General features: G+C 32.9%; 32 protein-coding genes. 17 read left to right on the forward strand and 15 right to left on the reverse strand.

Annotated elements, in window-relative coordinates; genetic code table 11:
• On the reverse strand, positions 1-1,244 hold a 1,244-nt coding region (locus tag OEM44_08760; GenBank protein ID MDH3516883.1), incomplete at its 3' end, for a hypothetical protein.
• A 1,012-nt stretch (positions 1,245-2,256) separates the two neighbouring features.
• Here OEM44_08760 and OEM44_08765 point away from each other — a divergent pair.
• The gene (locus OEM44_08765; protein ID MDH3516884.1) at positions 2,257-3,138 is read left to right on the forward strand and encodes a PEFG-CTERM sorting domain-containing protein; all 882 of its coding nucleotides are present in this window, start codon (positions 2,257-2,259) and stop codon (positions 3,136-3,138) included.
• 245 nt (positions 3,139-3,383) lie between these two features.
• Here OEM44_08765 and OEM44_08770 read toward each other — a convergent pair whose 3' ends face one another.
• Positions 3,384-3,779 (reverse strand): hypothetical protein, encoded by a 396-nt coding sequence (locus tag OEM44_08770; protein MDH3516885.1) that lies wholly within the window; start codon positions 3,777-3,779, stop codon positions 3,384-3,386.
• Positions 3,780-3,809: 30 nt separating this feature from the next.
• Between OEM44_08770 and OEM44_08775 the strand changes: the two genes are divergently transcribed.
• Entirely contained in the window at positions 3,810-4,325 is a 516-nt protein-coding gene (locus OEM44_08775; GenBank protein MDH3516886.1) for a hypothetical protein, read from the forward strand.
• A gap of 9 nt (positions 4,326-4,334) precedes the next feature.
• The gene (locus OEM44_08780) at positions 4,335-4,883 is read left to right on the forward strand and encodes a hypothetical protein (protein MDH3516887.1); all 549 of its coding nucleotides are present in this window, start codon (positions 4,335-4,337) and stop codon (positions 4,881-4,883) included.
• A gap of 404 nt (positions 4,884-5,287) precedes the next feature.
• On the opposite strand, the gene OEM44_08785 is transcribed toward OEM44_08780, so the two are convergent.
• Together OEM44_08785 and OEM44_08790 are read right to left on the reverse strand one after the other, a co-directional pair.
• Positions 5,288-5,764 (reverse strand): cupredoxin domain-containing protein, encoded by a 477-nt coding sequence (locus tag OEM44_08785; protein MDH3516888.1) that lies wholly within the window; start codon positions 5,762-5,764, stop codon positions 5,288-5,290.
• A gap of 103 nt (positions 5,765-5,867) precedes the next feature.
• Entirely contained in the window at positions 5,868-6,170 is a 303-nt protein-coding gene (locus OEM44_08790) for a hypothetical protein (GenBank protein ID MDH3516889.1), read from the reverse strand.
• Between the two features lie 311 nt (positions 6,171-6,481).
• Here OEM44_08790 and OEM44_08795 point away from each other — a divergent pair, with 311 nt between their 5' ends.
• The 3 genes from OEM44_08795 (at position 6,482) to OEM44_08805 (ending at position 8,758) form a co-directional block, all read left to right on the forward strand.
• Positions 6,482-7,234 carry a rhodanese-like domain-containing protein gene (locus OEM44_08795; GenBank protein ID MDH3516890.1) on the forward strand — a complete coding sequence of 251 codons (753 nt, stop codon included), beginning with the start codon at positions 6,482-6,484 and terminating at the stop codon, positions 7,232-7,234.
• Positions 7,235-7,295: 61 nt separating this feature from the next.
• Positions 7,296-7,646: an ArsR family transcriptional regulator gene (locus OEM44_08800; GenBank protein ID MDH3516891.1), complete on the forward strand. Its 351-nt coding sequence runs from the start codon at positions 7,296-7,298 to the stop codon at positions 7,644-7,646.
• Positions 7,647-7,798: 152 nt separating this feature from the next.
• Entirely contained in the window at positions 7,799-8,758 is a 960-nt protein-coding gene (locus OEM44_08805; protein ID MDH3516892.1) for an OBAP family protein, read from the forward strand.
• 308 nt (positions 8,759-9,066) lie between these two features.
• Here the strand turns inward: OEM44_08805 and OEM44_08810 are convergent, their stop codons facing one another.
• Positions 9,067-11,031, reverse strand: coding sequence for a dienelactone hydrolase family protein (locus OEM44_08810; protein ID MDH3516893.1), 1,965 nt, complete (start codon positions 11,029-11,031; stop codon positions 9,067-9,069).
• Between the two features lie 256 nt (positions 11,032-11,287).
• Between OEM44_08810 and OEM44_08815 the strand changes: the two genes are divergently transcribed.
• Entirely contained in the window at positions 11,288-11,587 is a 300-nt protein-coding gene (locus OEM44_08815) for a hypothetical protein (protein ID MDH3516894.1), read from the forward strand.
• Between the two features lie 229 nt (positions 11,588-11,816).
• Here the strand turns inward: OEM44_08815 and OEM44_08820 are convergent, their stop codons facing one another.
• The 5 genes from OEM44_08820 to OEM44_08840 all read right to left on the reverse strand — a co-directional run bounded on the left by OEM44_08820 (position 11,817) and on the right by OEM44_08840 (position 15,534).
• Positions 11,817-12,071 (reverse strand): plastocyanin/azurin family copper-binding protein, encoded by a 255-nt coding sequence (locus tag OEM44_08820; GenBank protein ID MDH3516895.1) that lies wholly within the window; start codon positions 12,069-12,071, stop codon positions 11,817-11,819.
• A gap of 141 nt (positions 12,072-12,212) precedes the next feature.
• Positions 12,213-13,019, reverse strand: a complete 807-nt coding sequence (locus tag OEM44_08825; protein MDH3516896.1) for a multicopper oxidase domain-containing protein — start codon at positions 13,017-13,019, stop codon at positions 12,213-12,215.
• Positions 13,020-13,263: 244 nt separating this feature from the next.
• Positions 13,264-13,446, reverse strand: a complete 183-nt coding sequence (locus OEM44_08830; protein MDH3516897.1) for a hypothetical protein — start codon at positions 13,444-13,446, stop codon at positions 13,264-13,266.
• Positions 13,447-13,660: 214 nt separating this feature from the next.
• Complete coding sequence (locus tag OEM44_08835) at positions 13,661-13,879, reverse strand: hypothetical protein (protein ID MDH3516898.1); 219 nt, start codon at positions 13,877-13,879, stop codon at positions 13,661-13,663.
• Positions 13,880-14,220: 341 nt separating this feature from the next.
• The gene (locus OEM44_08840; GenBank protein MDH3516899.1) at positions 14,221-15,534 is read right to left on the reverse strand and encodes a hypothetical protein; all 1,314 of its coding nucleotides are present in this window, start codon (positions 15,532-15,534) and stop codon (positions 14,221-14,223) included.
• A gap of 617 nt (positions 15,535-16,151) precedes the next feature.
• Here OEM44_08840 and OEM44_08845 point away from each other — a divergent pair.
• From OEM44_08845 to OEM44_08855, 3 genes are all read left to right on the forward strand, one after another.
• Positions 16,152-16,451, forward strand: coding sequence for a hypothetical protein (locus tag OEM44_08845; protein MDH3516900.1), 300 nt, complete (start codon positions 16,152-16,154; stop codon positions 16,449-16,451).
• Positions 16,452-16,959: 508 nt separating this feature from the next.
• Entirely contained in the window at positions 16,960-17,328 is a 369-nt protein-coding gene (locus OEM44_08850) for a PPOX class F420-dependent oxidoreductase (protein MDH3516901.1), read from the forward strand.
• A 21-nt stretch (positions 17,329-17,349) separates the two neighbouring features.
• Positions 17,350-17,478, forward strand: coding sequence for a hypothetical protein (locus OEM44_08855; GenBank protein ID MDH3516902.1), 129 nt, complete (start codon positions 17,350-17,352; stop codon positions 17,476-17,478).
• 51 nt (positions 17,479-17,529) lie between these two features.
• On the opposite strand, the gene OEM44_08860 is transcribed toward OEM44_08855, so the two are convergent.
• Both OEM44_08860 and OEM44_08865 read right to left on the reverse strand, forming a co-directional pair.
• On the reverse strand, positions 17,530-17,796 hold the full coding sequence (locus OEM44_08860) for a hypothetical protein (GenBank protein MDH3516903.1): 267 nt from the start codon (positions 17,794-17,796) through the stop codon (positions 17,530-17,532).
• Positions 17,797-18,054: 258 nt separating this feature from the next.
• A complete protein-coding gene (locus tag OEM44_08865) occupies positions 18,055-18,255 on the reverse strand; it encodes a hypothetical protein (protein MDH3516904.1) in 201 nt (66 codons plus the stop codon).
• A 92-nt stretch (positions 18,256-18,347) separates the two neighbouring features.
• On the opposite strand from OEM44_08865, the gene OEM44_08870 reads away from it, so the two are divergent.
• Complete coding sequence (locus OEM44_08870) at positions 18,348-18,764, forward strand: DoxX family protein (protein ID MDH3516905.1); 417 nt, start codon at positions 18,348-18,350, stop codon at positions 18,762-18,764.
• Between the two features lie 319 nt (positions 18,765-19,083).
• Here the strand turns inward: OEM44_08870 and OEM44_08875 are convergent, their stop codons facing one another.
• Positions 19,084-19,332, reverse strand: coding sequence for a hypothetical protein (locus OEM44_08875; GenBank protein MDH3516906.1), 249 nt, complete (start codon positions 19,330-19,332; stop codon positions 19,084-19,086).
• A 643-nt stretch (positions 19,333-19,975) separates the two neighbouring features.
• Here OEM44_08875 and OEM44_08880 point away from each other — a divergent pair.
• The 4 genes from OEM44_08880 (at position 19,976) to OEM44_08895 (ending at position 22,885) form a co-directional block, all read left to right on the forward strand.
• Positions 19,976-20,563 (forward strand): NAD(P)H-dependent oxidoreductase, encoded by a 588-nt coding sequence (locus OEM44_08880; protein MDH3516907.1) that lies wholly within the window; start codon positions 19,976-19,978, stop codon positions 20,561-20,563.
• Between the two features lie 520 nt (positions 20,564-21,083).
• Positions 21,084-21,362, forward strand: a complete 279-nt coding sequence (locus OEM44_08885) for a hypothetical protein (GenBank protein ID MDH3516908.1) — start codon at positions 21,084-21,086, stop codon at positions 21,360-21,362.
• A gap of 420 nt (positions 21,363-21,782) precedes the next feature.
• Complete coding sequence (locus tag OEM44_08890; GenBank protein ID MDH3516909.1) at positions 21,783-22,202, forward strand: hypothetical protein; 420 nt, start codon at positions 21,783-21,785, stop codon at positions 22,200-22,202.
• 350 nt (positions 22,203-22,552) lie between these two features.
• On the forward strand, positions 22,553-22,885 hold the full coding sequence (locus tag OEM44_08895) for a hypothetical protein (protein ID MDH3516910.1): 333 nt from the start codon (positions 22,553-22,555) through the stop codon (positions 22,883-22,885).
• Positions 22,886-22,972: 87 nt separating this feature from the next.
• Here OEM44_08895 and OEM44_08900 read toward each other — a convergent pair whose 3' ends face one another.
• On the reverse strand, positions 22,973-23,545 hold the full coding sequence (locus tag OEM44_08900; GenBank protein MDH3516911.1) for a hypothetical protein: 573 nt from the start codon (positions 23,543-23,545) through the stop codon (positions 22,973-22,975).
• A gap of 107 nt (positions 23,546-23,652) precedes the next feature.
• Between OEM44_08900 and OEM44_08905 the strand changes: the two genes are divergently transcribed.
• Positions 23,653-24,609 (forward strand): GNAT family N-acetyltransferase, encoded by a 957-nt coding sequence (locus tag OEM44_08905; GenBank protein ID MDH3516912.1) that lies wholly within the window; start codon positions 23,653-23,655, stop codon positions 24,607-24,609.
• Between the two features lie 875 nt (positions 24,610-25,484).
• Entirely contained in the window at positions 25,485-25,751 is a 267-nt protein-coding gene (locus OEM44_08910) for a hypothetical protein (protein ID MDH3516913.1), read from the forward strand.
• Between the two features lie 297 nt (positions 25,752-26,048).
• Here the strand turns inward: OEM44_08910 and OEM44_08915 are convergent, their stop codons facing one another.
• Positions 26,049-26,414, reverse strand: a complete 366-nt coding sequence (locus tag OEM44_08915) for a hypothetical protein (GenBank protein ID MDH3516914.1) — start codon at positions 26,412-26,414, stop codon at positions 26,049-26,051.
• Between the last annotated feature and the right edge of the window lie 9 nt (positions 26,415-26,423).

A 26,423-nucleotide genomic window follows, 5' to 3' on the forward strand; every position in this document is an offset into this window, starting at 1 on the left:
TCAGCTAGGATAGCATCATAATTAGATTGGGTCTTTTCAAGATCATCTTTTTCTGACCTTAGCTTCTCAAGGTTTTGTTTTTGTTTGATAGATTCACTTTCAAGAGAATGTTTTTCTTGTTCTATTTCAGCTAGGATAGCATCATAATTAGATTGGGTCTTTTCAAGATCATCTTTTTCTGACCTTAGCTTCTCAAGGTTTTGTTTTTGTTTGATAGATTCACTTTCAAGAGAATGTTTTTCTTGTTCTATTTGATTTCGGACTTCATCAAGTTGGGTTTGCATATCATTTAATTTGATTTCTTCTCCTCTTAGTTGCATGATCAGTTTTGTTTGTTCATCTAAACTGGATTTGTAAGATTCTCGCATGTCTTGGAGACGAAGTTGATTTTGTTGGATTTCTTTTTCTATTTCTTTTTGTTCTTTTTGAATTTGAATTAGTTTTTCTTCTTCTTCCTTTGATTCTTTTATTATGATATCTTGTTCTTTTTTGATACGACTTAAAATAGCAATTCTTTCAGTTTTGACTTGTTCAATTTCAGCTTTTTTAGCGCTAATTTGTTTAAATAACTCTATTTCAGAAGCGATACGTTCACGCTCCTCTTTAATTTGAGATTCTAAAATAATTTTCTCAGTTTCAAATTGTTTTATTTGTTCAGATGTTGTTTGTCTAATTTTCGATAGTTCAGAGTTTTTAGATTCGGTAGATGCAATGTTATTGAGCATGATTTCATCGTCATTATTTCTAATAATTTTAGAAATACTTGAATCATATTCATTTGGACTAAAATTATTGAGCACCGTATTACTTGTTTCTGTAATTTTGTCTAAGGGATGATTTTGTGTGTCAGTTTGAATTATGGTGGTTTTTTTATCAACATGTGTATTAACAGAGTTATTTGATATTTCATTTAATTTTCTCTGAACATAATTATGATCAGATTCATAAAGAGACTTACCTTGTAGTAATGTATCATAAATATATTGAAGTCGTCCAGGGTCTCCAGAACCAGAATCAATCAATTCTTTTACATGAGATAGAAGTGGATGTTGTGAGGATTCTTTATGTGTAAAGTTAATAGAAGAACTTAGTAATTTTTCAACATAAAGTTTATCAGAAGTAAACAGTGTTTTGCTATTTCTTAAAGATTCTCTAATATTATCTAATCTACCTACATCACCTTTACCAGTATCAATTAATTGGCCTATTCTGTCAATGGCTTCTTCAATAGTTAATTCCTGCAATTTACTATACAGTAGTTTTAATATTTTTGATTAATATAAGAATATTACAAAAAGACTCTTGAAAATTTGTTATGTTTTGTATGACAAAAATTGACTCACAGATAATCCATAGAACAAAGTTAAAAAGATCACGTAGAAATGATTCATACTAATCATCAGTATTTCATAAATACCATTTTACACGAATACTGTAATTGCATAAAACAAATAAAAAATATCAAATAGTAGAGATTCAAGATGATAGGCTTGTTTTGATGGAAGTGGGTGCAGCCGATACAGAATTTGAAAAAAGAAAAATTATTGATTTATAGGTATAATTATAAGTTAGATATAGAAAATTCATAGGCAAAACATAGAATTTTTTCATCATAAAGCCATCATTTGGATTCATCTGAATACATATACTGAATAGCGAAACCTGAATTTTATTTTGTGTGTGCTCAAGAAGAATTAAGGGGGATTTTTGATGATCATGTCTCATCCTAAAACTGATTGAAAAATAAGAATAAAAAAATCCTCTGGATGATCAACAATGTAGAATTTACTATAACTACTAATCTCACGTAGTTTCCTTAAAAAGTAGCAAAATAGCCTAGATAGGAATACACAATTGCAAATTAGATCCTAAAATAACATATCTGTTCATCTAGTTTTATCTCAAGATAAACATCATTTGTAAAGTATGCGTTATATTTTTATACTGATAATAGAACGCAATTTTTTATGCAAACAAAAACTGTATGGAAATGTCATATGTGTAATATGACGTTTGATAATCTGTTGACAGCTGACACTCATTACAATGTATTTAAGCACCCAGTAGAAATGATAAAGATTCCAATTCTACACCAGGTTTAGATACAGCAAGATATAGCCACCTAGTCTATTTCTTATTATTCACTAATGATTTGTTTTGATCGTCATGATTACGTTCTATACTTGAAAGGGAGATATCTAACTGTAGATGCATACAACATCAAGTTTTTTATTCTTATGCATTATTTGTTCTTCAATGACAACAAATACACAAAAGACAATCTTGCTTTTGACAATAACTGCGATGATAGTTTCAATACCTAGTGCATTTGCTGAACAAGTTACAGTCAGTCTTCCTGCAGGTTCTAGTGTTCCAGGCTGCGAGGAAACAAACAAATGCTATATCCCATCTAAAATAACAATACATCCGGGAGACAAAGTGGTGTGGAGTAACGATGACACTGCAGCCCATACTGTCACTAGTGGCACTCCTGCAAATGGTTCTGATGGAAAATTTGATAGTTCGTTATTTATGGCAGGAACCACATTTTCACACACATTTGACACTTTGGGAGAATACCCATATTATTGCATAGTCCATCCGTGGATGATAGGCTCTGTGTTAACAACTGTAGGTGGAGGTGTTAAAGCAGATCTTGGTGAAATGACAATTGGTTCTGGAATGCAGTCATCTAATTCAAATATGATTTCCAGCATGTCTTCAATCAAGGTGTCAGACACAGATCTAATGATAGGGTACACGATAACATCTGGCAATGTAGTAAGTGTTATGCCTGATGTGGATACAAATTCACTCATAATTGGAATCAATGCCGACAAGGATGGAATTATCACATTAGAATTACCACGTTCTGTCTTGGATGCAAAGATGAACAATAACGATGATGAATTTTTTGTATTGGTAGATGGTGAAGAGGTAAACTATGATGAATCAGTTACAAAAACACATCGAACATTGAGTGTTTCATTTCCTGCAGGTACTGATGAAATTGAAATTATAGGTACATTCGTTATTCCAGAATTTGGCACAATAGCTGCAATGATTCTAGCAATTGCAACCATATCCATAATTGCAATATCTGCAAAATCAAGATTAAGTGTAATGCCAAGACTCTAAGTTCAAATCCTTCTTTTTATTTTTTGAGTTTATCTTTTCAAATATTACATCACTTAAAGATACAGATATTTCCAAAAAATATGATTGGTAATATTAAGGAAAAAATAGAGAATGCAATCAAATTTGGGATAAAATACAAGTAAAAAACAATCAACAAATGATTCTATTATGATAAAAGATGAAAATATGTGGAATCATCATTTTTGATATAGTATAGTTTTTCATGGTCTTACATTGCATTATTCTTAATATCTTCTATTCTTTAACGCCATTATTGATGCGGATAGAAGGATTACAAATCCGGCTATTCCAACCAATAGTGAAAAAATTAGAATCATAAAAGATAAAAAAAATAAAATTCTTCCCACTCTCTTTGATTTTTTTATTACAAATGAAATCACAATTGCAAAGAAACACAATCCTGTAGAAATAATTCCTAATGCTCTAAAACCACCAACAAACCCTGACAAATCTCTACCAGTATAGAAATCAATTATTTCTAAAATTAGATCCATGTTTGAAATAGCAATCAAAATTGGTATCATGCCGGCAAGTCCCCCAATAATCACAAGAATTTGATAAGAGTGAAAGATAGAAACTATTTTTAGTGGACCATATTCTTGTTTTAGTCTTCTTGACAATTCCGGGATAAATCTCGAATCTTCCTTATCTTGTCGGACCCCACAAAAAGACCAAAATTTGCAATACCATGGACAGTGCCAGTTGTTCCTGAAGAAAGTCAATGGAGTAAAGAACTGTTAGGAGGTAAAAATAACACCATGGAAGACATAATTTCCAGAATTGGAAAGAAAGAAGAAGGTCTCCTTTTTGATATAAATGAATCAGATGTGCGAAATAACGGAGGTCCAAAAGACTCTTGCTGTATTTTGGTTAAAGTGAAAGGAGAATTTGATGTTAACGAACGTGAATCCCTTAAACAGATAATCAAGGACAAATTCAATATTCAAGATTCCAGAATGATTTTTGTGAAAATACCCATAATGGATGGAGAACCAGCTAATATCACCACACTAGTCAACACAAAAGCTATAGGTCCAAAGATACTTGAGATTGCAACAGAGGCAGAAGAATCATGGACAGCCTACAAAGAAGAGTATGGAAAATGGGGTCTTTCAAGTGATGAATTCAAGCAGGGGTTAATGGATGTTGTTCATCAGTTTAGCTAGGAGGTAATTATGTCTGATTTCAATTTTTTAGAAGATCTGGCCATACAAATTCAAGAGAACAGAAAGATACTTGTAGGTATAGAGCCTTCTCTGTCAGATGTCAACATGAGATTACATGAAATCCCATTGAAACGATCTACTGAATCCATTTTTGCTAAAATGACAGGATCCTCATATGATGATAAGTTTTCAGAACTAGAAAAGATAAAGAAGAATCTAGAAGATGAAAAACAAAGAATAGAACAACTAGTACATGATCAGCTTGATAAATTTCTGGCGGAGATTACATCACAAAACATCATAATCCCGTTGGATCCAAACCCAGTCATAATAGAAGGAAGAACAGTTTACAAATATCGTAATGAGGGAAAATTTGAAAATCTCTTCAACATACTTTGTGAACTGCTTGGACTTAGTTCTCCATTAGTAGTGAAAGATGTAATGCTGTCTCCAACCGAGATAGTTATTGCTGAAAAAGATGAGTTTGATGCAAAGCAAAAGTTTGTTAACAGTTTTAATGAAATACAAAATACGCTTCTTATAAAAAAACGTAATTAAATAAAGATGAATTCAAACTTTAACACTAGATATCATTATAAAAACTAAAACCTATAGTAAATGGTTCCTCAAGGGAAAAATTATAGATGGCATAAAAAATAATTTGGAAAAATAATATTAATTTTGAAAATATCATACGGCTGGATTAATTTATCTACATTTGTCAAACCCTACGAACAAAATCGATCTTATAGTAATTAATACAAGAGTAGCTAGATCTCCAAAAGAGAGTTTTTTCAGTATAGATTCTTACTTGATAAATCAAAAGTTGCTGTAAATATAATAAAATAATCATGATTATCCTTGAATCAAAATTAGTTTTTAATGAATTGTAATCATATACCTAAAAAAGCAGTATTTTTTTCCTAAAAATATTTCAATGTTTTGAAAATTACAAAAACAAATTATAACAGATCACGCCATATCCCTACAAATTCATCACTGTGAACTACAGTCTTTACCTCAAGAAAACCCAAGTGTTCAAGTCTTTCTCTTTTATCAAAATATTTGTAAATTCCTTCCTTGTCAGGGTAAATGGTAAGTGTTTCATGCTGTCCAGGTTCTAAAAGATCTGTCTGTACATCTAGCCCCTCAATGTATAACCTATGATGCTTATCACCATTATTAATTACGGTCAAAATATATGCAAAACTAGTTCGAGTAATCAAATAGGGATTTGCCTCTCCGCCTATTCCAGAAATTCCTTGGAGTTGGACCTTCCCGTCAATATCTTCGAAAGCAACAGTCTGCTCTACACGTTCCTGCCAGAAAATTGAAACATGTCTAACATTTCCCTGACCGATAAATCCAATTACTCCAGCCAAAGTCCCAACACCCACTACAATTGCAATAATTATCAAAGTCTTATCCCTTGAAATCATGATTCGTCTAAGACTAAGGCTTATTTTTAAATAGAATATGATTGTTAAAGTTGAAAGTCATTCTGAATTATGGCCTTATCAATTAAAAATAAAAAATAAAAAATTAATTTGTCGGATTCATCAAAGAAGCACGTTCTTTTGTTTTTTGGTCAACTAAAGCGTAAACATACTGACCTGGTTTAGCACTACAATCGCCAATATTTACTGCATGGCCATCCATGGTTTCAGCAACACACCCATCTTCTGTAACTGCAATTATCTTTACCATTTCTATGTTTTCGGCGGGCGCAGTATAGAACATCAAGTATGCAAAAAGTAGTCCTGCTCCTAGTGCAATTATTCCGGCTATGATAAAAGTCATATTTTTACTTGATTTTTTATCAGAGTAATTATTTACTGCAGACATACGGATCATTATGTTAGAATTAATTAAAAAGTAAATAGACATTTTCCATTAGTAGTTTTCAAATGTGGAAATTGTTTCTAAGCATTATATGATGAATTCACCAAAGTTTTTAACACTCCAAAATTAATGTCTTAGTTTTTTTGTAAGATCTAATTATATCATCAATATTTTTTGGTTTTTACTGTATAGGTAAAACTCATTGTGTGTTTATTTTTCAAATAATATATTCAAGAAATACGATTCTCACATTTGATAGCTATTGCTGAAAAATGTATTTTTGGTATAATAATGACATTCCAGTAGTTTAATTTGTGAAGTTCAAAAATATTGGAATTATTTTATCTATAATAATTGGAATTACAATTATCGGCACAATAGCCATAACACTAAATCAAACACAAGATAGTACTGACAAACATGCTGTCAGTCTTGATACTCTAAAGATACTGCTTCAAAATAAAGAACATGTTTTAGTTGTAGACATTAGAGATGCACAAGAATACCAATCAGGACATTTGGTAGGAGCATCACATGATGTTTTGGATTCTACAACTATTGAAAAAAGAGTAAATACCATCCAAAGTAAATTACCTGATGTTGCAGTAAGGTATAATTTTGTTTTAGTTGATGACGATGAAACCCAAGCAAAGCAAGTGGCTCAAAATATGACGGAGATGGGAATTCAAACTTTCTATCTTGATGGTGGAATGAATAATTTATCTGAAAATCTCGTAACATCTAATTCTCAGACTGTAATTGATTCTAAAGAATTGATGAAAAGATTAGAATCTAATGAAGATCTATACCTGCTTGATGTAAGACAACCTGATGAACTATTAGAATCAAAAATTGATGGTGCTGTGAACATTCCACTTGCAGAGATTTTCAAACCAAATGGTATGAATGCCATTCCTAATGACAAGCCAGTTGTTGTAATTTGCGGTTCTGGAAATCGAGCAACCATTGCATCTTATGCACTTGCTCAAGAAGGTATTGACTTTCAGGTTTTAGAGGGAGGAATGAATGCATGGAATGCTCAAATTAGAGAAAAAACGGACAAGTAGATTTACCAAATCTATTTTTTACAAATTAAGATATATTGTATCATAGGCTAAAAATTTTAGATTGGCTGATTTTAAAATTTTAGCAAAAGATTCAGAATTTAGAAAGTCAATTCTGAAAGCATTGTCAGATGATTATTCCAGAACCATAATGAATGTTACAATAGAGAAGCCAAAATCTGTAATTGATCTTGTAAAAGAGTGTAATGTTCCCATGACTACTGCATACAGACGTGTTCATGAACTTGAAGAAAATAAAATTCTCAAAGTTACAGGTTCAATAGTTACTGATGATGGAAAGAAATTCTTTCTTTACCAAAATAGATTAAAGGCAATCTATGTAGTATTTGGTTTGGAATCATTAGATGTGCAAATAATAGACAATGACGGGATGGGCACTAGTGCTTATTGGTAATCATTATCAAATTTCTTTTCTGTTAAAATTTTGTTTCTATTGATCATTTCATTATGCATAACATTGTGTATTTTTCAGACAATTCCCACCACTGAAAATCTATCATGGAATACGTGTTGATGTTTTTATACCAAAAAATATTTCACGATATAATGAATAGAACAATAACGTTCTCAGCTATACTTAGTATAGCAGTTCTATTGACTGCATCAATATCCATTACAATGGATTTGAGGCAGACTGCAGACGCTGCAAAATCAAAAGGGACATCCTTACCCGAGATAGGCTCATCAAAAGTCTGTGGGGACAGATTATGCTCAGAAGTTCCTGAAGAAAAGAGAAAAGTCATGACGAAAAGTTCAACTATTACTGATGTATCAATTAACATCGATTACCTATTTGAGAGAATGAACTCAGTTCACAAGAAACATCAATCTGAAATGAAGCAGATGTGGAAATCAATGACACCACAAAAACAATCCGAAATGTTCCAGAACATGAAGCAGATGATGGAAAAAATGGAGTCAATGGATACTGCTGAACACATGAAGATGATGGAAAAAATGATGATGCAAGATAAATCTCACATGGCACATGACGGAGAAAAGATGATGATGATGGGTAAAGAACCAGTCTACAACGAGACGCTAAACCCGAGACAGATTGACTATCCCAATATTTTGGGATTCAATGATCTCCACATACATGCAATCAGACATCTTGATGTCAACCAATCACATGGTTCAACAGATCATCTTTTGCAGACCATAGTTCATCATCACTGCAAGGTTTACGATGACAACACTGCATCATGTTTGCTGTTCCCATACGGAATGACAGATCAAGACAAGCCATACGGAATTGAATATGTCATCACAACTGATCAATACCAAGAGTTACCAGACGAGGAGAAACCATATTGGCACTATCACAAGACAGAGTTTCCAAGAGCATTAGCAGCATTCCCAGAGCTAACTGATGAAGAGATATCTAAAGTCCAGCCAGTCCTTGACGAGACCTACGGAAAGGTAGTCTACTTTTGGAACTACGGTGACACATATCCAATTGGTGAACCATACATTCTTGTTGTTCAGGATATTCCTGATCAATAACTTTTTTCTTTTTTCAAATAATGAATTCAAGGGAAATTAATTCAAATCCATAACTGACAATTTTCCTCTCAAAAACATACTTGTTGGATTCTTGGGTATGTATTGTTGTATCTTTCTTCAAAAACAGTAAAGCAAAAATCATATGTTTTAATGCAGTAACGTACACATCTAATGTTATAATGTCCATTATTACAGTTTTGATGTTAAATTATCCAACCATATTTAACACTTCAAAAATATATTGAAGAATTATTAAATAAAGAAAATGAAGATATATTCCTTTCACCAAGGATGTAGGATACAAATAATTAATTCAGGTTATGTTCGAAAAAAGACAATGTTTTTTGCCATGCGTCCTTTGACTCTTCAGGTGCATATCTATCGCCAGATGGATTTGCAAACGCATGGTTCACTCCAGGATATATGGTAATGTCATTTTCTATTCCAACCTCATTTAATGCAGATTCAAACTTAGCTACTGTCTCAGGGGGTATTCCTGAATCAAGTTCTGCAAACACTCCCAATATGGGCCAGTTTATTTTGGATAGTTCTTCTTTGTCCGTTACTGGTTGTCCGTAATAGATTACAGTGGCATCCATATTATCACTGTTTAGTGCAAGATTAAGAGACTGTCCTCCTCCAAAGCACCAACCTATTGAACCCATACTTGATGGAGTATAATTGTCTTCAAGGTAAGACACTGCAGTATTCATGTTCTCAGTCCACTGTGACTGCTCAAAGGAACTACGTAATTGTCGTGCCTCATCAGCAGTAGTTCCAACTTGACCATCATACAGATCAACAGCAAAGACAACATATCCATGGGATGCAAGTTTTTCAGCCATCTGTTTAATATTGTCATTTAGTCCCCAGAATTCATGTATCATTATTACTCCGGGATATTTTCCATCGGTGCTAGGCTTTGCAAGATACCCATCTGAATTTGCAAAATAGTCTGTCACGGTTATTGTCTCAACATCATATTCCCCTATCGCAAATATTGTAGAGTTGTTATTCTCATTTTTTTCATAGTCAGGTAGAACATGTATTGCCCATCCTCTCTCAATTAGTTTTGCAACAGATGATGGCTTGATGCATGCCGGCTGACCATTTGACATCTTCAACACTAGTTCTAGTCCTTCAGTGCATGTTACATGTGCAGGTTCCGTTCCAGATTTAACCTGTTTTACGGGTGGTGGAAAGTATGCAAGACCTTGTTTTGGAACAGATGTGGCTTGACTACCCATATTATCCATAATTTCATGAGTAGATTCTTTTTTATTTTGCGACGCATCTGCAAATATCACCCCAATCTTGTTGTTGTTGTAGTTTGGAAACCAAATGTTTCCATCATTATCTGAATGAATGAATTTGATATGTGTTTCAGGTGATGGCATATCATACTCGTCAATCATCTGAGTGGTCTGATCCAGTTTTCCCATCTTGTATATGCCAGTCATGCTAAACCATACATTGTCATATGGGTCTACCCATATTGCATACGATCCTGACGACTTTGAGCTTGTATCATATTCTTTTATCTCATTGGTTACAGGATCAAGGCTTGCTATCTTTCCTGCATTGTATTGTGTAATCCATAATATTCCATTACTATCAATTGCAATTCTTCTGGGGCCGCTGTTCTCAGTTGGTAGAGCATACTCGGTAACTTCTCCTGTAACTGCATCAACTCTTCCTACATGATGCCCTCGTAGTTCAGCAAACCATGCATTGCCTTTATCATCTGTAATTATCCCATAAGGATTTGCAGACTCAGTTAACGTTTCAAATTCCTGTATCTGTCCAGTAGTTATGTCCATCTTGCCAATCTGAGATGCACTCTGCTCTGTGAACCAAAGTGTATTCTCATCTGCAAATATTGGAGTGTGTGGTCCTGCATTTGCGGTAGGTGTTGAGAACTCTTCTATGGTTCCAGTCTGAGGATCAAGTTTTCCTATCTTTGCGGCACCCACTTCTGTAAACCATATGTTGCCATGAATATCAGAAACAAGCCCATGTGGTCTTGAAGAGGGTGTTGGAATTGAAAACTCTTTGAACTCTTCTGTATTGGGATTAAACATGCCTATTTTGTTTGAACTAAATTCTGTAAACCACACCATTCCATTTACTCCAACCACAATATCGTGTGGAGCAGAATCAGGAGTTGGAATGTTCCATTCCTTAACTGTAATAGAATCGGAATCAGCGTTAGCCTGTAAAACACCTGAAAAAACAAATATCATAATTGCAGATAATACTAAATTCAAATGCATAAAATAAAACAAACACAGTACAATATTTGGTTTATGATCCTAATATTGTCAAACTTACTGGTACATATGTAAAATGTACCATATAGGTTATCAAGTAATTGTTGCTATTATTAGATGAAGATGATTACAGTTATGCTAAACGGTGAAAATCAGAGACAGATAACCTAGCAAAAATTCATGAGTATTGTATATTTTAAAAATTGATTAAAGAAACAAACACATTATTGTTGATTTGAAGTAGCAATACAGAACTGTTTTGAATGAAACCAGAAAAAAATCTGAGACAATGTCGTTTAGGATTGAAGTTAAGGTACTGAATAAATTACGACAAGAGGCTGAAAATCAAGGGGTTAGTCTAAACGTTCTTGCAAACAAGATATTTTTGCAATATGCAATATGGGATGTTTTTGAACCTAAGGTAGGAATGATTCCGGTTGCAAAACCAATTGTATCTGCATTATTTGAGAAGCTTGATAAAAAGGAGACTGGCACTTGCAAACAAAATTGGCAAGAATGTTGTATCAGATATTGCACACTTTATGAAAGGAACTATTGATATGGAGTCCTTTATCTCATGGTTTGAAACAAGAATGAAGATATCGGAGTTTGAAATAAATCATACTGTTATTGATTCACTGCATAATTACATCATAAAGCACGATTTAGGATATAATTGGTCATTATATCATAAAACGGTATTAGAATTAATTTTCAATGATGTGTTTGAGAGAAAAATTGATTTTAATATAAATGATAGAATGATGGAAATATCATTTGAAAAATAACTATTTTATTTTCACAGTTCCAGTCATCCATGGATGAAGCATGCAGTTATAGCCATACAAACCTGTATCATCAAACGTTTGCTCAAATGTATCGCCAGGCATCATCATTCCAGAGTCAAAGAGACCATCATCACTGGTAATGGTATGTACAGAAGTATCTTTGTTAGTCCATGTCACCGTATCTCCAACGTTTGCCTGATTGAATTTTGGACTGAATGATTTGTTTGATGATGGCACTGCAGAACCTGTCTCCACATCACAAAGATTAGTCTCAATTATTTGAGATTCATCTATTTCAGTAGATACTGGGACACCATGTTGCTCATGTCTTGATGAACTAGCAGATATTTTTGTAATTTCACCATTAGTATCTGGTTGTTGTAAATTAATTGCAATCTATTTTTGCCATTCCCACATGTTAATTGATTTAGTCTTTGCCACATCAACACCGTCAACTGCATCAGTGGAAGCGTCCCTCACATCAAAGTAAGCCATAGTTCCTTTTTCTTCTGGAACTCCGTGCAAGTGGAATAGATATAGTCCAGATTCTTTCCATTTTGCCTCAAAGATTGTAGCATTTCCAGGACTTACCTCCCATGTCTGAGTACGAATAGGCTCATTCTCCCAGAGGCCTGAGATTATAGTGTCAAATATTGTACCATGAATATGAAACCCGAAAGCAGCAATAGCACCCATGTCCACATAGTATAGCCTTACCAATTCGTTAGTTTTTACAGGTAATGGATTGGACCAGTATTGATCAGCATATCCATTAAAAAAGACATAATCAGGATTCCAAAACTCCTGATCTTCTAGATCATATTCTCCTTTGACTAAGACATATTCTCGTGCAGGCTCCAATCCTTCCTTTGGATCTACAATGAATGCACCATACAAACCATTTCGAATATGCTCAGATACAGGCATCACATGGCAGTGATACATGAATAGTCCCGCAGGTTCTGCAATGAAATCATAGGTATACGATCCCCCTGGTAGAATTTCTTGGAATACACCATCATTTTTTTCATTGTGATCTCCATGAAAATGCATAGTATGAGGAAGCTTTCCATTATTGATAAAATTAATAATTACACGATCTCCTTCTGTTGCCCTTAATGTTGGACCAGGTATAGTACCGTTATAGGTCCAGGCCTCAACTCTAGTACCAGGAGCAATTTCAAGTGTTGTATCTTCAGCTATTACAGTATAGGTTCTAGTAATAGAATTGTGGATAGCATGATCATCTGCAAATGACTGTAAAGGTAATTCTGCATCTAAGGAAAAATATGGGTTTTATTATAATTTGAACCAAATCATCATAGCCTGTCATCTATACATCATACAAGATGACTCTACTGTTTTTTCTCTATAATATAGTAGCATATACAATCCTGCTATAGCGAAGTATGACTTAATATCCATTTTTGGTTTAATCAGAAATTTTTTAATTATTTTCATCCATAATTGGACTATACTCTTCAAATTTTCTTATTTCTTCATACATACTATCTTCAAATAGTTCAGGATTTTCTTTTTGAGCTTTCTTCATGAGTTTTTTAAAAGTGTCTGGATCTTCTAATTGTAGATCCAGTAGTATTTTTCCTATGGAAGCATCCAAATTACTCATACGATCTAACTATCACCATAGTATTTTTATTTGTTCTAAATCGCAAAATTTGTTCTTGATACCCATGGAGTATTGTAAATACTGCTATTTGGCCATTAATGTAAAAATCAGACTAAGGGAGAATGATCACAGTTTGGCTTGTGAAACTGGATAATCTTACAAATACAGAAAATCATATTATTCAAAAAGTAACAAAATTTGAATTCAGGTAGTTTTAGAGTTCCATGTTTAGACTTTGAATTTTTTTAATTACTATATCATGATCTCCTTCACTGTCAATTGATAAAATTAGTAATCCATCATCTAAAAATAGAGTGATCAGTTTTACAAGTTCTTTTGAGGTAATCATCCAATTTGTCTTTCCTAATGAATCATCAAATACTGCCTCCATACTTGCCTTAACAGATATTTGATAGTGTGCCAGATTACTCATCTCATCATCAAGAAGTGGTTCTGAATCATCCCTTCTAACAAATGCAATGATTTTTTTTTCCTTGATTCTACCTACAAATCTAATTGATTCATCTAAACTAAGAATTTTTTATAATCTTTTTTTGTCTCGTGTGAATCCAATAGATCCAAGTAAATTTTATCTAGATGCTCTTCTATTTCTTCTCCATGTCTCATAAAATTTATTTAAATTAGATTCTACATAATTGTTTTGTGTTAAATTTAAAAAATCAAGATCTGTTTACATCAGATCCTAAAGTTACTAGATATAATTAAAATCAAATAGAAATTATAAAATAACGATTATAATTTATAAAACTAAATTCAATTTCCTTTTACCTTACAATTTTTTTCTCCAGGAAGGCAATACACATAAAATTTAAACAATTCTGTTTTTGATGAAATCCCGTCAGTGACATCAACAAATGCCAAAAGTGTTTTGATATCGTCGAACTTTTTTGGAATCTCCCATGAAAACACAAAATTACCCTGCTGGTTTGTGCGACCATGAAATTCTCGTATAATATCTCCTCCATAATCCTCTATAGAGATAAAGACTTGAGCATCATTGACAGGAATTCTATCTTTATTTACTTGTATTTCTATAATGTGAGTTGTACCACGTCTTACTTGTTTTTCTCCAGTAATCCCAACTTCAAGTTCAGACGAGTCATATCTAGATTGATCTATAACATACATAGGTATTGAAATTGTAGATTCATTCTGATTTACCCCATCAGTTGCAAAGATTGTATACAAATCAGATGGAAGATTGTCTGGTAAAGACCATGGCATATACAATACTCCATTTTCATTTGTCTTACTTCTAATAGAGGTTATTTTTTCATCATCATTTTTGATTGTAATTTCCACGTTGTGTAGTATGTGCCATCCATATCCATGAAACACAAGATATTTCCTTCCATCGATAATTTCGGTTGTAATATTTAATCTAGGGCCATCTGCTACATTCTTTTCATCAGAAATTACAGAAAATGATGAACTGCTCTGCTCATTTTTTACCAAAACCCATCCTCTTTGAAATAAGGTGTTTTTGGTATCTTCAGTTACACATGCAACACGCATTCTATTATGTTTGTAAACAGGGATTTTGTCATCATTACATTTAACATCAATTAAAGCAATACCGGATTGGATTTGTTTTAGTGGTGAAAGAGATTGCTCTTCAACACTTAGTAGAAAATTAAATGTGCCATTTGCATTGCGCATTACTCCTGCTTTTGGATCAACATGTTCAGTAAATTCAACAAAAGGAATAGAGGTATCAATTTTTGAAATCTTTTCTTCCAACCCATCATCAAATGTGATTGTTATCAAAACATGTCCTTTTGTAAGCAATGTATTTGGATAAAAAGAAAGAGTAAATTCCACGTCATCTAAACGAATCGTATTGTTGGATTCAGATTCTAGGGTAAAAGGACCAATAATATGAAATAATTTTCCATCAATATTCTCAAGTTTATCTTTGCGTGGTTCTAGTATTATAGATGCATTAGAATCATCACAGGGTACAAGTGTATTACTTGGATCATATGTACACTGTGCAGATACATAATTTATTGTAATTAGACTTGTAAAACAAATCAAAATCAGGATGACAATTATAAGATATTTCATGATATGAATTAAATTCCAAATATAAAATTCATAAGTATATTGAATGTTTTACTCTATCTAGCAGGAATTAGAACGATCCATCTTAGAAGGTGCAGTTTTGGACAGATCTGATGGTATGATGTATAATTTTATTCCTATATTCAAAATTGGTCTAGGTGGAAAATAGGTATCAGACCTGCAGTACATCAGTTGGATCTCAATTAAAGATCTTTTCGAGATAGTATTATTTGTATTTCAAGCCTACAATATCTTCAATCCCTTATTTCTTGGTAAGACTTGTCTTTGGAGAATGAATAGAGTTTGTTTTGCTTACAAACTATAACGTGCATCCACAAATATTATTGGATAAAAAATTCAGTTTCCATTTCACTAATAGGGATGACGTATTAACCCATGATTTGAATAAAACAAGAGTTAGATAATAAATCCAAAGCAAGAGGCACATAGAACATTTACAGATATATGTCAATCTCATCAAGATAACTTTAAGCAAACTACAAATTTTACAAAGGATTAACAATATTGTGCTTTACCCAATTGTGATTTATGATAATCTGTGCACTTCTTGCACATTATATGCCAAACTTGTGAATAGATTGCTTGGTGGAAAAGTGGTGATGGTGGGACATTATACAGTACGTGGTAAGGAACTCAAAGAAGTAATATTTCCTAAAGATTATGATGGAACAGATATGTCATGGTTTGTCACAAAGAACAAGGCATACGGAGGAAAGGAATGTCTGAAAGAGCTGATAAGATATGGAATTTCAAGAATGCGAAAAACTAATCATTATGAATTTCCGAAAAATATATTTGCACTTGATAAGTGTACTTCAGACTGTAAAACAATAAAAAATGTGATTATCCGCTCTTACAGTATTATTACGGATGGAAAAATAATTGAGATTAGTAAATAATATGCATTATGTGTAGTTTCAGGTTTTTAGAAATTTCTATTCTGCAAGTATTTTCATTCTTCTGATTGTGAATTTTTCGGGTTTTATTATGATAAAACAAAGAAGATCTTTTTTCCCAATCACCTCACATTGATGTGGAAATAGATGCAAGGTATTCTGATGGAAGATACATGTTTTCAGCCGCAGTCAACATCATAGAGACCAAAGAATTCCATACTGTTGACACTTTACTTCTTAGAATTTAATAAAACAATGTACATCAAGATACACACCTTCAACAAATTCCAACAAGGATTCTTAGTTTGATCTAGAGAATGATTTCAATGTCTACGAGTCTGCAAAAATCAACATCAACTGCCTTGATGACAAAGACGGTGACACAAACCTCACATTTGACAGCGTATATAGACAGGCGGTAAACGATACACGCTCAGGCATCTTGGATCAGTTTCTGCAGCATGAAATTGTAAAATGTAATGTCTAAATTAATGAAAAAATATGATAGCATATGTTTGAAATCCAAGACTGGCACAATAAAAAATACATCTCACTTGAGACATACAGAAAAAACGGCATTCCTGTAAGAACTCCTGTATGGTTTGTCATACTTGATAACACAATACATGTGGTGACAAGAGAGGACACTGGAAAAATAAAACGTCTGAGAAACAACAAATCAGTCAAAATTGCCTTGTGTACATTCAATGGTAAATCTACTGGAGAATGGATTTCAGGAACTGGACAATTTGTAACAAACGACATATTTGAAAAGGTAATTGAGTTACGGAAACAAAAATACGGATTTATGGAAAGAGTTGCAAGATTTGTCAGTAGGAAAAGAGGAAAACTAGTTGTTTTTTCCATAGAAACAAAATGAGTTGGGATTTGTGAGATCCTAATGTCGTCTATTCTCAATCCAAGATTTGTAATCTCTCTGGATATGTTTTCGTATTTTGTCATTTCGGCCTTGATTGGAAACGACATGTATGCAACAAAGGAATCAGCAGAGTTTACTTTACCTGCATAGCCAAATCTATTACCATCAAAGTTTGTCTGAATATATGATATCGACACATCATCAAAAATCCAAAAGTTCTTTTTCTAGATCCTCTGAAATGTCAGCCATGTTCTGATTATAGTTATCCAATGCCTTTGGGAGTTCAGATGGCAGGCCGTTTATCACAAGCACCATCACTACAGAATCAGGCTCAAGCGTTGCAGAGATCTCCCCACTTGTAGTTATAGTAGTATACCCATCACTTTGGCTCATTATATTGACAAAATCAAACGGAATAGAAATAGAGTAAGAATCAGAAATCACAATTGTTGTAAATATTCCCAGCATCACAAACACTGCTAACAAGTATTGGATAAAACCTCAACTCATATTTTATGAAAATAAAGATCTAGTTAAACAATTCCATCAAATGCTTTTTTGTAAGACTCTACTACATCTTGAATTTAGAATAATGATATGTATGATAAACCATCATGTGTTGGTTTTACCATTAACAAAAAACCATATGTTAAAAAATTTGCCATATCGAGAGTTAACTAAATTATAGATTTTTCGAGTAGAAGCAATAATCATCTAAAAAAGATTCTATGAGGACTGGTTTATAGATGCGGATTTCTTTTCCTTGTTTGGACATGATTTGCCCTCATGTGTTCTATCTTTGTATGTATCTTCTCCACCATCAGAAACAGGGTCATCAGCCTGTGCCACTGCAGTATCAAATGGTAAGGCAAGTGAAAATACTGCAACTAGTGCTATTACTGCAAAAGTAATGGTTATGGTGTTCATCTAATTCTACAGTACACTATCTTTAGATTTAAGTATTGTTAACAACTTGTACCCAATACATTTTATTGCAGCAACCTAAGTTTATTTCAGTCATGACAGAATCGGTGATACGACATACTCTATTTCATGACGTAGCGCATTTTGGTGTACGCATCACAGTTGGCCTCATATTTATCATGCATTCACTAGGTAAGTTTGAACCTGGTTTTCTGGGATTCTTGGAGAGACTAGGGTTACCACCTGAGATGCAGTTTCCAATTGCACTGGCAGAGTTTGTCCCAGGTATACTGCTGATCATAGGAGGTCTGACAAGAATCTCTGCATCAATATTGGCTATAGTGATGTTAGGAGCAATCTTTGTTGTAAAGGGTGCCGAGAATTTTACAGGACAGGGAGGAACAGAACTTGATATATTATTACTTGCAAGCTGTCTTGTGATAATAGTAATAGGCCCATGCAGAATTTCAATATCATATATTCTAAAAAAGGTACCAAGATTCTTGCAGTGATTAGATATCAATCAGTTGGAGAGAACCAAGTTATTTTATAACAAAGTCACGCAGCAACAAGTGCATATAGATTTACAGTTCCACCAATTCTGTCAAGGTAGATCCTTACTGAATTATGAGGGTCTATTTTGATTTATTTTGGGATTTCATCTTTGACGATATTTGAATGTAGTAATATTCTTCACAGGTATGCAAACAGATAAGGTGAATGGTTTACGGTTCTGAAAAGATGGAGTTTGTCTCATATAATAAAATATCAAATCTACTCATAACTGTGTTGAAAATAAAAAAATAAAAAACGGATTTGTATGCTTAAAGACTATTCTTCCTGATCTAAGAGAATTCCTAATTTCTTGATTGTCATCTCTTCTACTTTGAGATGTTTTTTCAATAGATTTTGGTGATCACGTCTATGTTTTTGAAACACTTGACGCAGTCTTGCTCTTGTTTTTGCATTTTTTAGCTGCTTGTCGTAATCAGTATGCAGTTTTTTGACACCCTTACTAAGATCATCCAGAGTCTTTTTTCCACTGGATGAAACTACAGTTGTGATTGATTTTGAAGTCATGAATAAATCAAATGAAATTCCATACAAAAGTCAGTGAGGTACAAAATATTAGACTGTACCATGAACAATGCAAACAAGATTTTTCTGGATCCATCTCAGTTTTAAGGAATATAAAATTATGAAAAAGAAAAAAAGAGAATCAGTTACCAGTAACTAAATCCCAAATGAATCCAAAGAATTCTTTTATCATGTACTGATTTCCAAGAAAAAAGTAGATAATTTCAGATCTTAACATTCATTGACCCAGATCGAATAAATTTTCAATCAAACAGTTCTAATCTGATTTATAATAATTTATTGTTCCATGATAGGATTATGCTCAAAATGCTATACTTCAGGCGTATCTCTTGTATTGCATGACGAAACATTTGAAGCAATATGCGACAAGTGTAGAAACTAATCGTCTATTGGAGAAAAATTTACTTTATATCCAAATAGACACTAACAATTGTAACTTATCTATATTATTTTTTATCTGCTGATTATTCCAGTAGATTGTTTGTCTTGTATCTAATACATGTGAATTTACACACCATGAACAAAATAACCAACGCTAATTTATGAATTCAAGACACGGTATATTCAATACCAAATCCATGTGCAACTCAAAAAATATAACATGTGATAATTAATTCCATATAAGATGGGTCTAAAAATATTAGGTGTCGCCTCTAGTATGCGAGAGTCATCCTACAGTACATACGTTCTAAAATTGACATTGGAAAAAGCAGAAAGGGAAAGCGCAGAAACAAAATTACTAGACCTACGAGAGACACAATTACCAATGTATCACCCCGAACAAAACAGTTCACCTGAACTTAACAAAGTAACAGAGTATGTAAAATGGGCAGATGCCTTTATTCTAGCATCACCTGATTATCATGGTTCTATGTCTGGAGTAATGAAAAACTTTCTGGATTTTTTCTGGTCTGATTTTGCAGGAAAGACATTTGGATATATTTGTGCATCACATGAAAAAGGCCTTACAGTCATGGACCAGATGAGAACCGCCGTAAGACAATGTTATGGATGGAGTATGCCGTATGGTGTTTCAGTAAATTCTGATCAGGATTTTGACAAACAAGGAAAAATCACTAACAAAAACATCCTATCTCGTATTGAAACTATGAGTAGAGATTTGATAGTATATGGAAGTTTGATTGCAGACCAGTACAAAAAAGATCTTCAAAGTAAAGAATCAAATACGTTTGCTGCTAGGTATAGACCATAGAAATGTACTGTCTGATAAGCATGATTGATTACTCATTTTAAGTACAATCATGAAAATTATAACCAATACAATAATTTCTAAAAATACATTTTTTGTATTTGCTTTTTCCTTTCATTAAAGGTCATATTCTAAACCATGTATGGATTTTGTAATATCGTGAAAAGATGTCTGGGTAAATACTGACTTTGAGATAGGACCCCTGACGGGTTAATCTCAAATTGTATTTGCAAACGGAACAAGCAGAGCATCTTTGTGGCATATTTCACTGTACATCTTGCACCATCATCATAATCTCAAAGAAATGAAATACGAATGGATTTTTTTATACAAAATCAATTAGTGTTAAATCACCATCAAATTTTTTTGCCATAGTCAATCCTACAAAAAAGGATTGTTTTACATTATGAGTTACAAACGCAACTACCATGTGTTTGAATATAGTAGGTGTTATTTCATATATATTAAAAAGATTAAAAATATTCAAAAAAGCATATATCAGAATTTACATATTTAAGTGGATATGAACAATGATGACATTACACATAACATGATAATTCGAACAATTGATTCAAACAAACTACCAGATGTAGAAAATTATGTACGATCTCTTTATAAGAAAGGTTACTTTGCAAAATTGATAAAAGAAGGAATGTTTACCGTAGAAGAGATAAAAAAATTACCGATTGGAAAGATGTGTGATATTTTCTTCCGAAAATCTGATCAATCTCTTCAATCAGGAGATATTAGGATTTTCAAAGATAGTGGGGATTATGCAGTTAATCTTGAGTCAGGTGTATAATTTCATGATTTTTGATTGCAAGTTGATGTTTTAATTTTAAAATATTTTTTAGATAAACGTGATGTCTCCATCAATCATATATGTAATACACAAGTATTTTTAGTTCATCCTTAGACAGTTTGACAACAGAATCATCTCTATTTTTTTACGCAATCAGACCTACTTGAGGATTCATTTTACATTAGATAAAATGTTGTCATTGACAATTAATTTCATTTAACATATTCTATCCATATTTAACACATAATTAAAAAAATAATTTATAGATTGAATTTCATCTTGATGTTACAAAGATGATGTAATAGCAGAAGATTATTGTTTTTACTAAGATAAGTTTTAAGAATGACATACATGCAAAACTCTAGTTAAAAGTTAGAATAAAGATAAAGAAATAAATCATAACAAGAGAGAAAACCATCAATGACTGAATTAACTGAAGATGAAGTGAATTCATTAGAGCGTGCATGTGCAAAACTTGCACAAGAAAAAAAAGTATTTCATGTGGGGGTACTTAATAGATATGGTAAATTAGTGGCAGGGGGATTCAAAGATAGTGTTGAATTTCTAATTGATAGTGACAAATCTAAAATCATTTATGAATTAATGAATAACATTTTCCAAAAAAGAAAAGAACTAGACAGTGTATTAGGCGAAACAGATTATGCCACGTTACGACGAACAAATTTTTTGTTAATCACTGTTCCAGAAAAAGGAGATTTATTGATAGTTATAATTGCGGAATCCGATTCTGATGATAGAAAAATTATCAAAAAGGTAGAAGATATCTTTGATAATGTGAAGATCAAGTCTGTCGGAGTCTCATATCCAATATATGATTAACAATTCTACAAAGTGACTTCATTACAAAATGACATAATATGTGCTTTGAATCCTTTATCCATCAGAGGTTTTTGGAATTTCAACCAATATTGACAAAAGAAAACGGATAATCACAAACAAACAAGAGGTACAAGACTAGAATCACATCATCACAAGGTTAATCATAACTGAAGAATAATTGATGAATATACTGGTAATACTGCCTCTTGGAGATATATTATGAGTAAAAAATTTCAATACTGTTGAATACCTTTTACCACTCTTTTGTTTTAAACGCCCCTATTGACAAGGTATGGGATTTTTATACGGATTTACACCATTTAGAAATAATTACCCCAAAAAGATTGGATTTGAAGATAATAGAATCAAGCAACAATAAGATTACACAGGGCCAGACTGCTTATTTTTCAAGCAAGATAATGACCAGAATAACTTGGAAAACCAAGATCACTGCATGTAAACCATACACATATGTAGATGAAATGAGTAATGCGTTATTCAAACACTGGAGACACACTCATGTTTTTCATAAAATAAGCGAGACGCAGACCAAGGTAATAGATGAGATTGAATTTGAACTACAGTATGGTTTTATTGGAAAAATGTTTGGATGGTATGCTCTAGACAAACTCAAAAAAATCTTTGCACACAGACAACAAGCAACAATTAATGCCCTTGAGTAATCTTTGAACCATTTTTAAAGTCTGAAATCTCAACTAGATATCATAATTACTCTAGTCAAAAAAATGAATTTAACATTCATAGAAAAATCAGGGGGTAATAGTAAAATCAAATTCAGAGTATTTTATTCCATCTGTTTCATTTATCTGTAAGATCAAGGAAGGCTTTACTAACCAATCATGGTGTTCATCGCCAGCAAAATAGAGTTGTGTTGTAAGTGGTTCTCCTTCAGGAGATGAAATCTTTACGTGAAGATGTGAGGGTCTGACTACACCTGATTCAGAATATTTTCCAGGAAATATCGTTTCAAGATGATATAATCCATTCTCATCGGCATGTATTTTTCCTCGAAGAGTAAAATCTTCAAAATAATAATTACCTTTTGAATCCGTTTGCCAGATGTCTATTATTGCACCTGGTACGGGATTGCAATTGTAATCAAACACGTGTCCTGAAATTATCAGTTTTTCTCCCTCTAGTAATTCACCTAGTTTTTCCTTTTGAGGTGCATCTGCAATGTAATAGGGTCCCTCAACATTGTTTTCTGTTAAAGCACATGGGTAATTAGAATTAGGTAATCCACTATTTTGCCATAACACGCTTCCTAAAACCAAGACAGTAATAATCGGCACTATTGCAATAACTATATTCTTTAGCAACACAACAAAAAATTACTTTATGTCAAGTAATAAGTTTCACAATGACTAAAAATGGTGGAGATATATTCCATTAATAGATATTATCTCTTTGTTTGAATTAGTCATAGCAAATGAGTGACATCATAATTCGTCATATGATCAAAGAAGATCTACAAGAAGCAGATAGGATAATCAGATTAGCATTTGGGACTTTTTTGGGTTACGATAATCCTGAAGACTATCGTTTAGATGCAAGATATGCCAATACACGATACAATGCTGATCCTTCTGCGGCATTTGTAGCTGAATTAGATGGTAAAATGATAGGCTCTAATTTTGGGCTTCACTGGGGTAGTGTCGGAATATTTGGACCTCTAACCGTTCATCCTGAATATTGGGGCAAGGAGGCAGGAAGCATGCTAATGGAGTCTGTAATGAAATGTTTTGAGAAATGGAAGGTGACCCATTCAGGAGCCATGACTTTTGCAAACAGTCCAAAACACATCAGATTATACAGAAAGTTTGGATACCATCCCAGATTTTTAATTCCAGTAATGTCAAAAAAAATAGAACCCAAATCTGTTATTTCAAATTCCAAATTTACATGGGTAAAATATTCAGACTGTGAGGAAAATCAAGACAAGTATCTTGAGGGATGCAATCAAGTTACAAATACAATTTACCCTGGTCTTGAGCTAGAATTAGAAATAAAGGCAGTAGACAAGATGAATTATGGAGATACAGTGATTCTCTTTGATAGAAATAAAGAGATTGCAGGGTTTGCCACTTGTCATTGTGGAACCAATACCGAAGCTGGAAATGACAAGTGTTATGTAAAGTTTGGTGCAGTAAAGGCAGATTCAGAATCACAAAGCAATTTCATGAATCTTTTAAAAGCATGTGAAGAATTAACCATCGCAAAAGGACTTTCTTTTCTGACAGGAGGAGTCAATGCAGGCCGCTATAATGCATACCAGTATATGTTAAAGCAAAATTTCTCAATTGATTTTCTAGGCGTATCGTTGCATAAGCCAAACAATGATGCATATAATATTGCAGATAGATATGCCATAGATGACTGGCGTTAGGAATGTTTCGATGTTATAAAATCAATAACTCATTCAATATTTGTTTAGATTAGAAAGTGCACGTAACAACCAATTCAGTTCTACAAAACATCAAGACTAGGAATGACAGCACAAATGCTTTACTGATTTGAACAGAAATATTCTATAATCATAAATTTCAACATTCACACAAGCAAGAAATTGATGTGATTTCTTTTTTCTAGATTTATTGTAGTATTGCAGATTTTTCCATCTATATCTGAATTCCTCTAGAATGTGAAACATCAGAAACTTCTACCCAGTAGAATAGTGGTAGATTTTTTCTAGTTGAAAAATGTCATGTGAGGCAATAAAAAATTGTAAAAAGGTTTTCAAAACTTAAGGCCAGAAACAAGGGTATTCTAGTGACAGTTTTGCTCTGATTCCAATGCAGTGAAGCCAACTTTGTTCTCAGTATCAGTTTAAGGCCTGAAACTATTGTAATCAGGCGACAGCCAGCCGTTCATAGTTTGTTTTTGATTGTGATATTTAACTAGTGGTAAATAATAATTCTGGTGGTAATAATGTTCACCATAAATTAGTTTTTAAAAAAAATTAGTAAAGATTATTTCTTAAAAGTTATCAAGTTTTGAAATCTATTCTTTTTTTAACAAATCATTGCTAATTTTCAAAATATTATTGATAATTTAAATCACTTTTGTAATCACTACTGGATTAATTGAAAAGAACCCCCTGTCACTCTATCTCGAATGTCTTTTGCAACCAACCCGAATGGGATTCAGGCTTGTTTGTTACTGCTATCCATATTTTACTATAAAGATAACCTGTCCAACTAGTGCTAATTTTAAATATGAAACAAAAGAGTTCTATTTTACCTATACTGACGTTATAACAACATGAGACAAATTTTTGTAATACTTGCAGTTGGAGTACCGCTGTTATTTGCAGCGTTGTTTATAGTAAACGGAATTATCTCAGAGACCTTCCCAATGTTTATAGAAACACCATTTGATGAGTCACAGAATTTACAACAAACATACCAAGCAGGATTAAATCACTGTGAAAACAATTATGGAAAGTCTGATGCATTAGATAAGAAAAACAGGTATGAGGAATGTGTTGATTTGGTTGAAAAATGGTATGCTGAAAATATTGAAAAATAATAGAACATCAAATGAATTTCCCATTGTACCTGTAGTTGATTATTTTATGGAACGTATTGTGTGATGCGATTACATATATGGATGATAATAAAGCACAGATGAAATTTCTTATTGCTATCAATTCGTTTTGATTGTCAATAATAAGTGAGGTTTCAAACACGACGTAAAAGTTGTCAAAGAGTCAGAATACGAAGGTTAACTATTATCTTGTAAGATTTGTTTTTTGCAGCAGAGTATACATACTACCGAGATATTTCTATCTGTGATTCATTGTATGACATATCTGCTAACCCATTCTTAGAAAACGTCACTGAGTTTTTTCAGTTTTCTCAAGTCAGTTATTTCAATACTATTACTTAGCGTTACAATCTTTGCAAGTTTTGGATTTGCCTTCTCACCGAGCTTGAGCACAGGTTCTCCATGCAATCTTATTTCAAGTGTAATATTTTGCTGTTTTAGATTTTTTGCAAGATCCTTTGCTTCTGATAATTGTTTTATCAGACCAGGTCTTTTTTCAATCTCAATTGGAATGTCAATGATGTCGATAATTCGAGAGTTGCCTTCGGCAAGAAAGGTAATTGATGGGGCACCATCACATGCAACCTTTAGACTTCCACTTTGTATAAAAGATAAAAAATTGGCGGGAATATCAAAATCTTTCATTTTCATCCA

It is taken from the genome of Nitrosopumilus sp. (assembly GCA_029862745.1).
Taxonomy (GTDB): Archaea; Thermoproteota; Nitrososphaeria; order Nitrososphaerales; family Nitrosopumilaceae; genus Nitrosopumilus.

What these genes read in the sequence shown, in the direction of transcription:
- OEM44_08785 (MDH3516888.1), bottom strand. Translation starts at nt 5,764, where the DNA reads ATGATTTCAAGGGATAAGACTTTGATAATTATTGCAATTGTAGTGGGT.
- OEM44_08860 (MDH3516903.1), bottom strand. Translation starts at nt 17,796, where the DNA reads ATGCTGGGAATATTTACAACAATTGTGATTTCTGATTCTTACTCTATT.
- OEM44_08845 (MDH3516900.1), top strand. Translation starts at nt 16,152, where the DNA reads ATGGTGGGACATTATACAGTACGTGGTAAGGAACTCAAAGAAGTAATA.
- OEM44_08835 (MDH3516898.1), bottom strand. Translation starts at nt 13,879, where the DNA reads ATGAGTAATCTGGCACACTATCAAATATCTGTTAAGGCAAGTATGGAG.
- OEM44_08765 (MDH3516884.1), top strand. Translation starts at nt 2,257, where the DNA reads ATGACAACAAATACACAAAAGACAATCTTGCTTTTGACAATAACTGCG.
- OEM44_08840 (MDH3516899.1), bottom strand. Translation starts at nt 15,534, where the DNA reads ATGAAATATCTTATAATTGTCATCCTGATTTTGATTTGTTTTACAAGT.
- OEM44_08830 (MDH3516897.1), bottom strand. Translation starts at nt 13,446, where the DNA reads ATGAGTAATTTGGATGCTTCCATAGGAAAAATACTACTGGATCTACAA.
- OEM44_08875 (MDH3516906.1), bottom strand. Translation starts at nt 19,332, where the DNA reads ATGACTTCAAAATCAATCACAACTGTAGTTTCATCCAGTGGAAAAAAG.
- OEM44_08910 (MDH3516913.1), top strand. Translation starts at nt 25,485, where the DNA reads ATGAGACAAATTTTTGTAATACTTGCAGTTGGAGTACCGCTGTTATTT.
- OEM44_08885 (MDH3516908.1), top strand. Translation starts at nt 21,084, where the DNA reads ATGAACAATGATGACATTACACATAACATGATAATTCGAACAATTGAT.
- OEM44_08790 (MDH3516889.1), bottom strand. Translation starts at nt 6,170, where the DNA reads ATGTCTGCAGTAAATAATTACTCTGATAAAAAATCAAGTAAAAATATG.
- OEM44_08780 (MDH3516887.1), top strand. Translation starts at nt 4,335, where the DNA reads ATGTCTGATTTCAATTTTTTAGAAGATCTGGCCATACAAATTCAAGAG.
- OEM44_08865 (MDH3516904.1), bottom strand. Translation starts at nt 18,255, where the DNA reads ATGAACACCATAACCATTACTTTTGCAGTAATAGCACTAGTTGCAGTA.
- OEM44_08870 (MDH3516905.1), top strand. Translation starts at nt 18,348, where the DNA reads ATGACAGAATCGGTGATACGACATACTCTATTTCATGACGTAGCGCAT.
- OEM44_08805 (MDH3516892.1), top strand. Translation starts at nt 7,799, where the DNA reads ATGAATAGAACAATAACGTTCTCAGCTATACTTAGTATAGCAGTTCTA.
- OEM44_08905 (MDH3516912.1), top strand. Translation starts at nt 23,653, where the DNA reads ATGAGTGACATCATAATTCGTCATATGATCAAAGAAGATCTACAAGAA.
- OEM44_08915 (MDH3516914.1), bottom strand. Translation starts at nt 26,414, where the DNA reads ATGAAAGATTTTGATATTCCCGCCAATTTTTTATCTTTTATACAAAGT.
- OEM44_08810 (MDH3516893.1), bottom strand. Translation starts at nt 11,031, where the DNA reads ATGCATTTGAATTTAGTATTATCTGCAATTATGATATTTGTTTTTTCA.
- OEM44_08890 (MDH3516909.1), top strand. Translation starts at nt 21,783, where the DNA reads ATGACTGAATTAACTGAAGATGAAGTGAATTCATTAGAGCGTGCATGT.
- OEM44_08880 (MDH3516907.1), top strand. Translation starts at nt 19,976, where the DNA reads ATGGGTCTAAAAATATTAGGTGTCGCCTCTAGTATGCGAGAGTCATCC.
- OEM44_08850 (MDH3516901.1), top strand. Translation starts at nt 16,960, where the DNA reads ATGTTTGAAATCCAAGACTGGCACAATAAAAAATACATCTCACTTGAG.
- OEM44_08855 (MDH3516902.1), top strand. Translation starts at nt 17,350, where the DNA reads ATGTCGTCTATTCTCAATCCAAGATTTGTAATCTCTCTGGATATGTTT.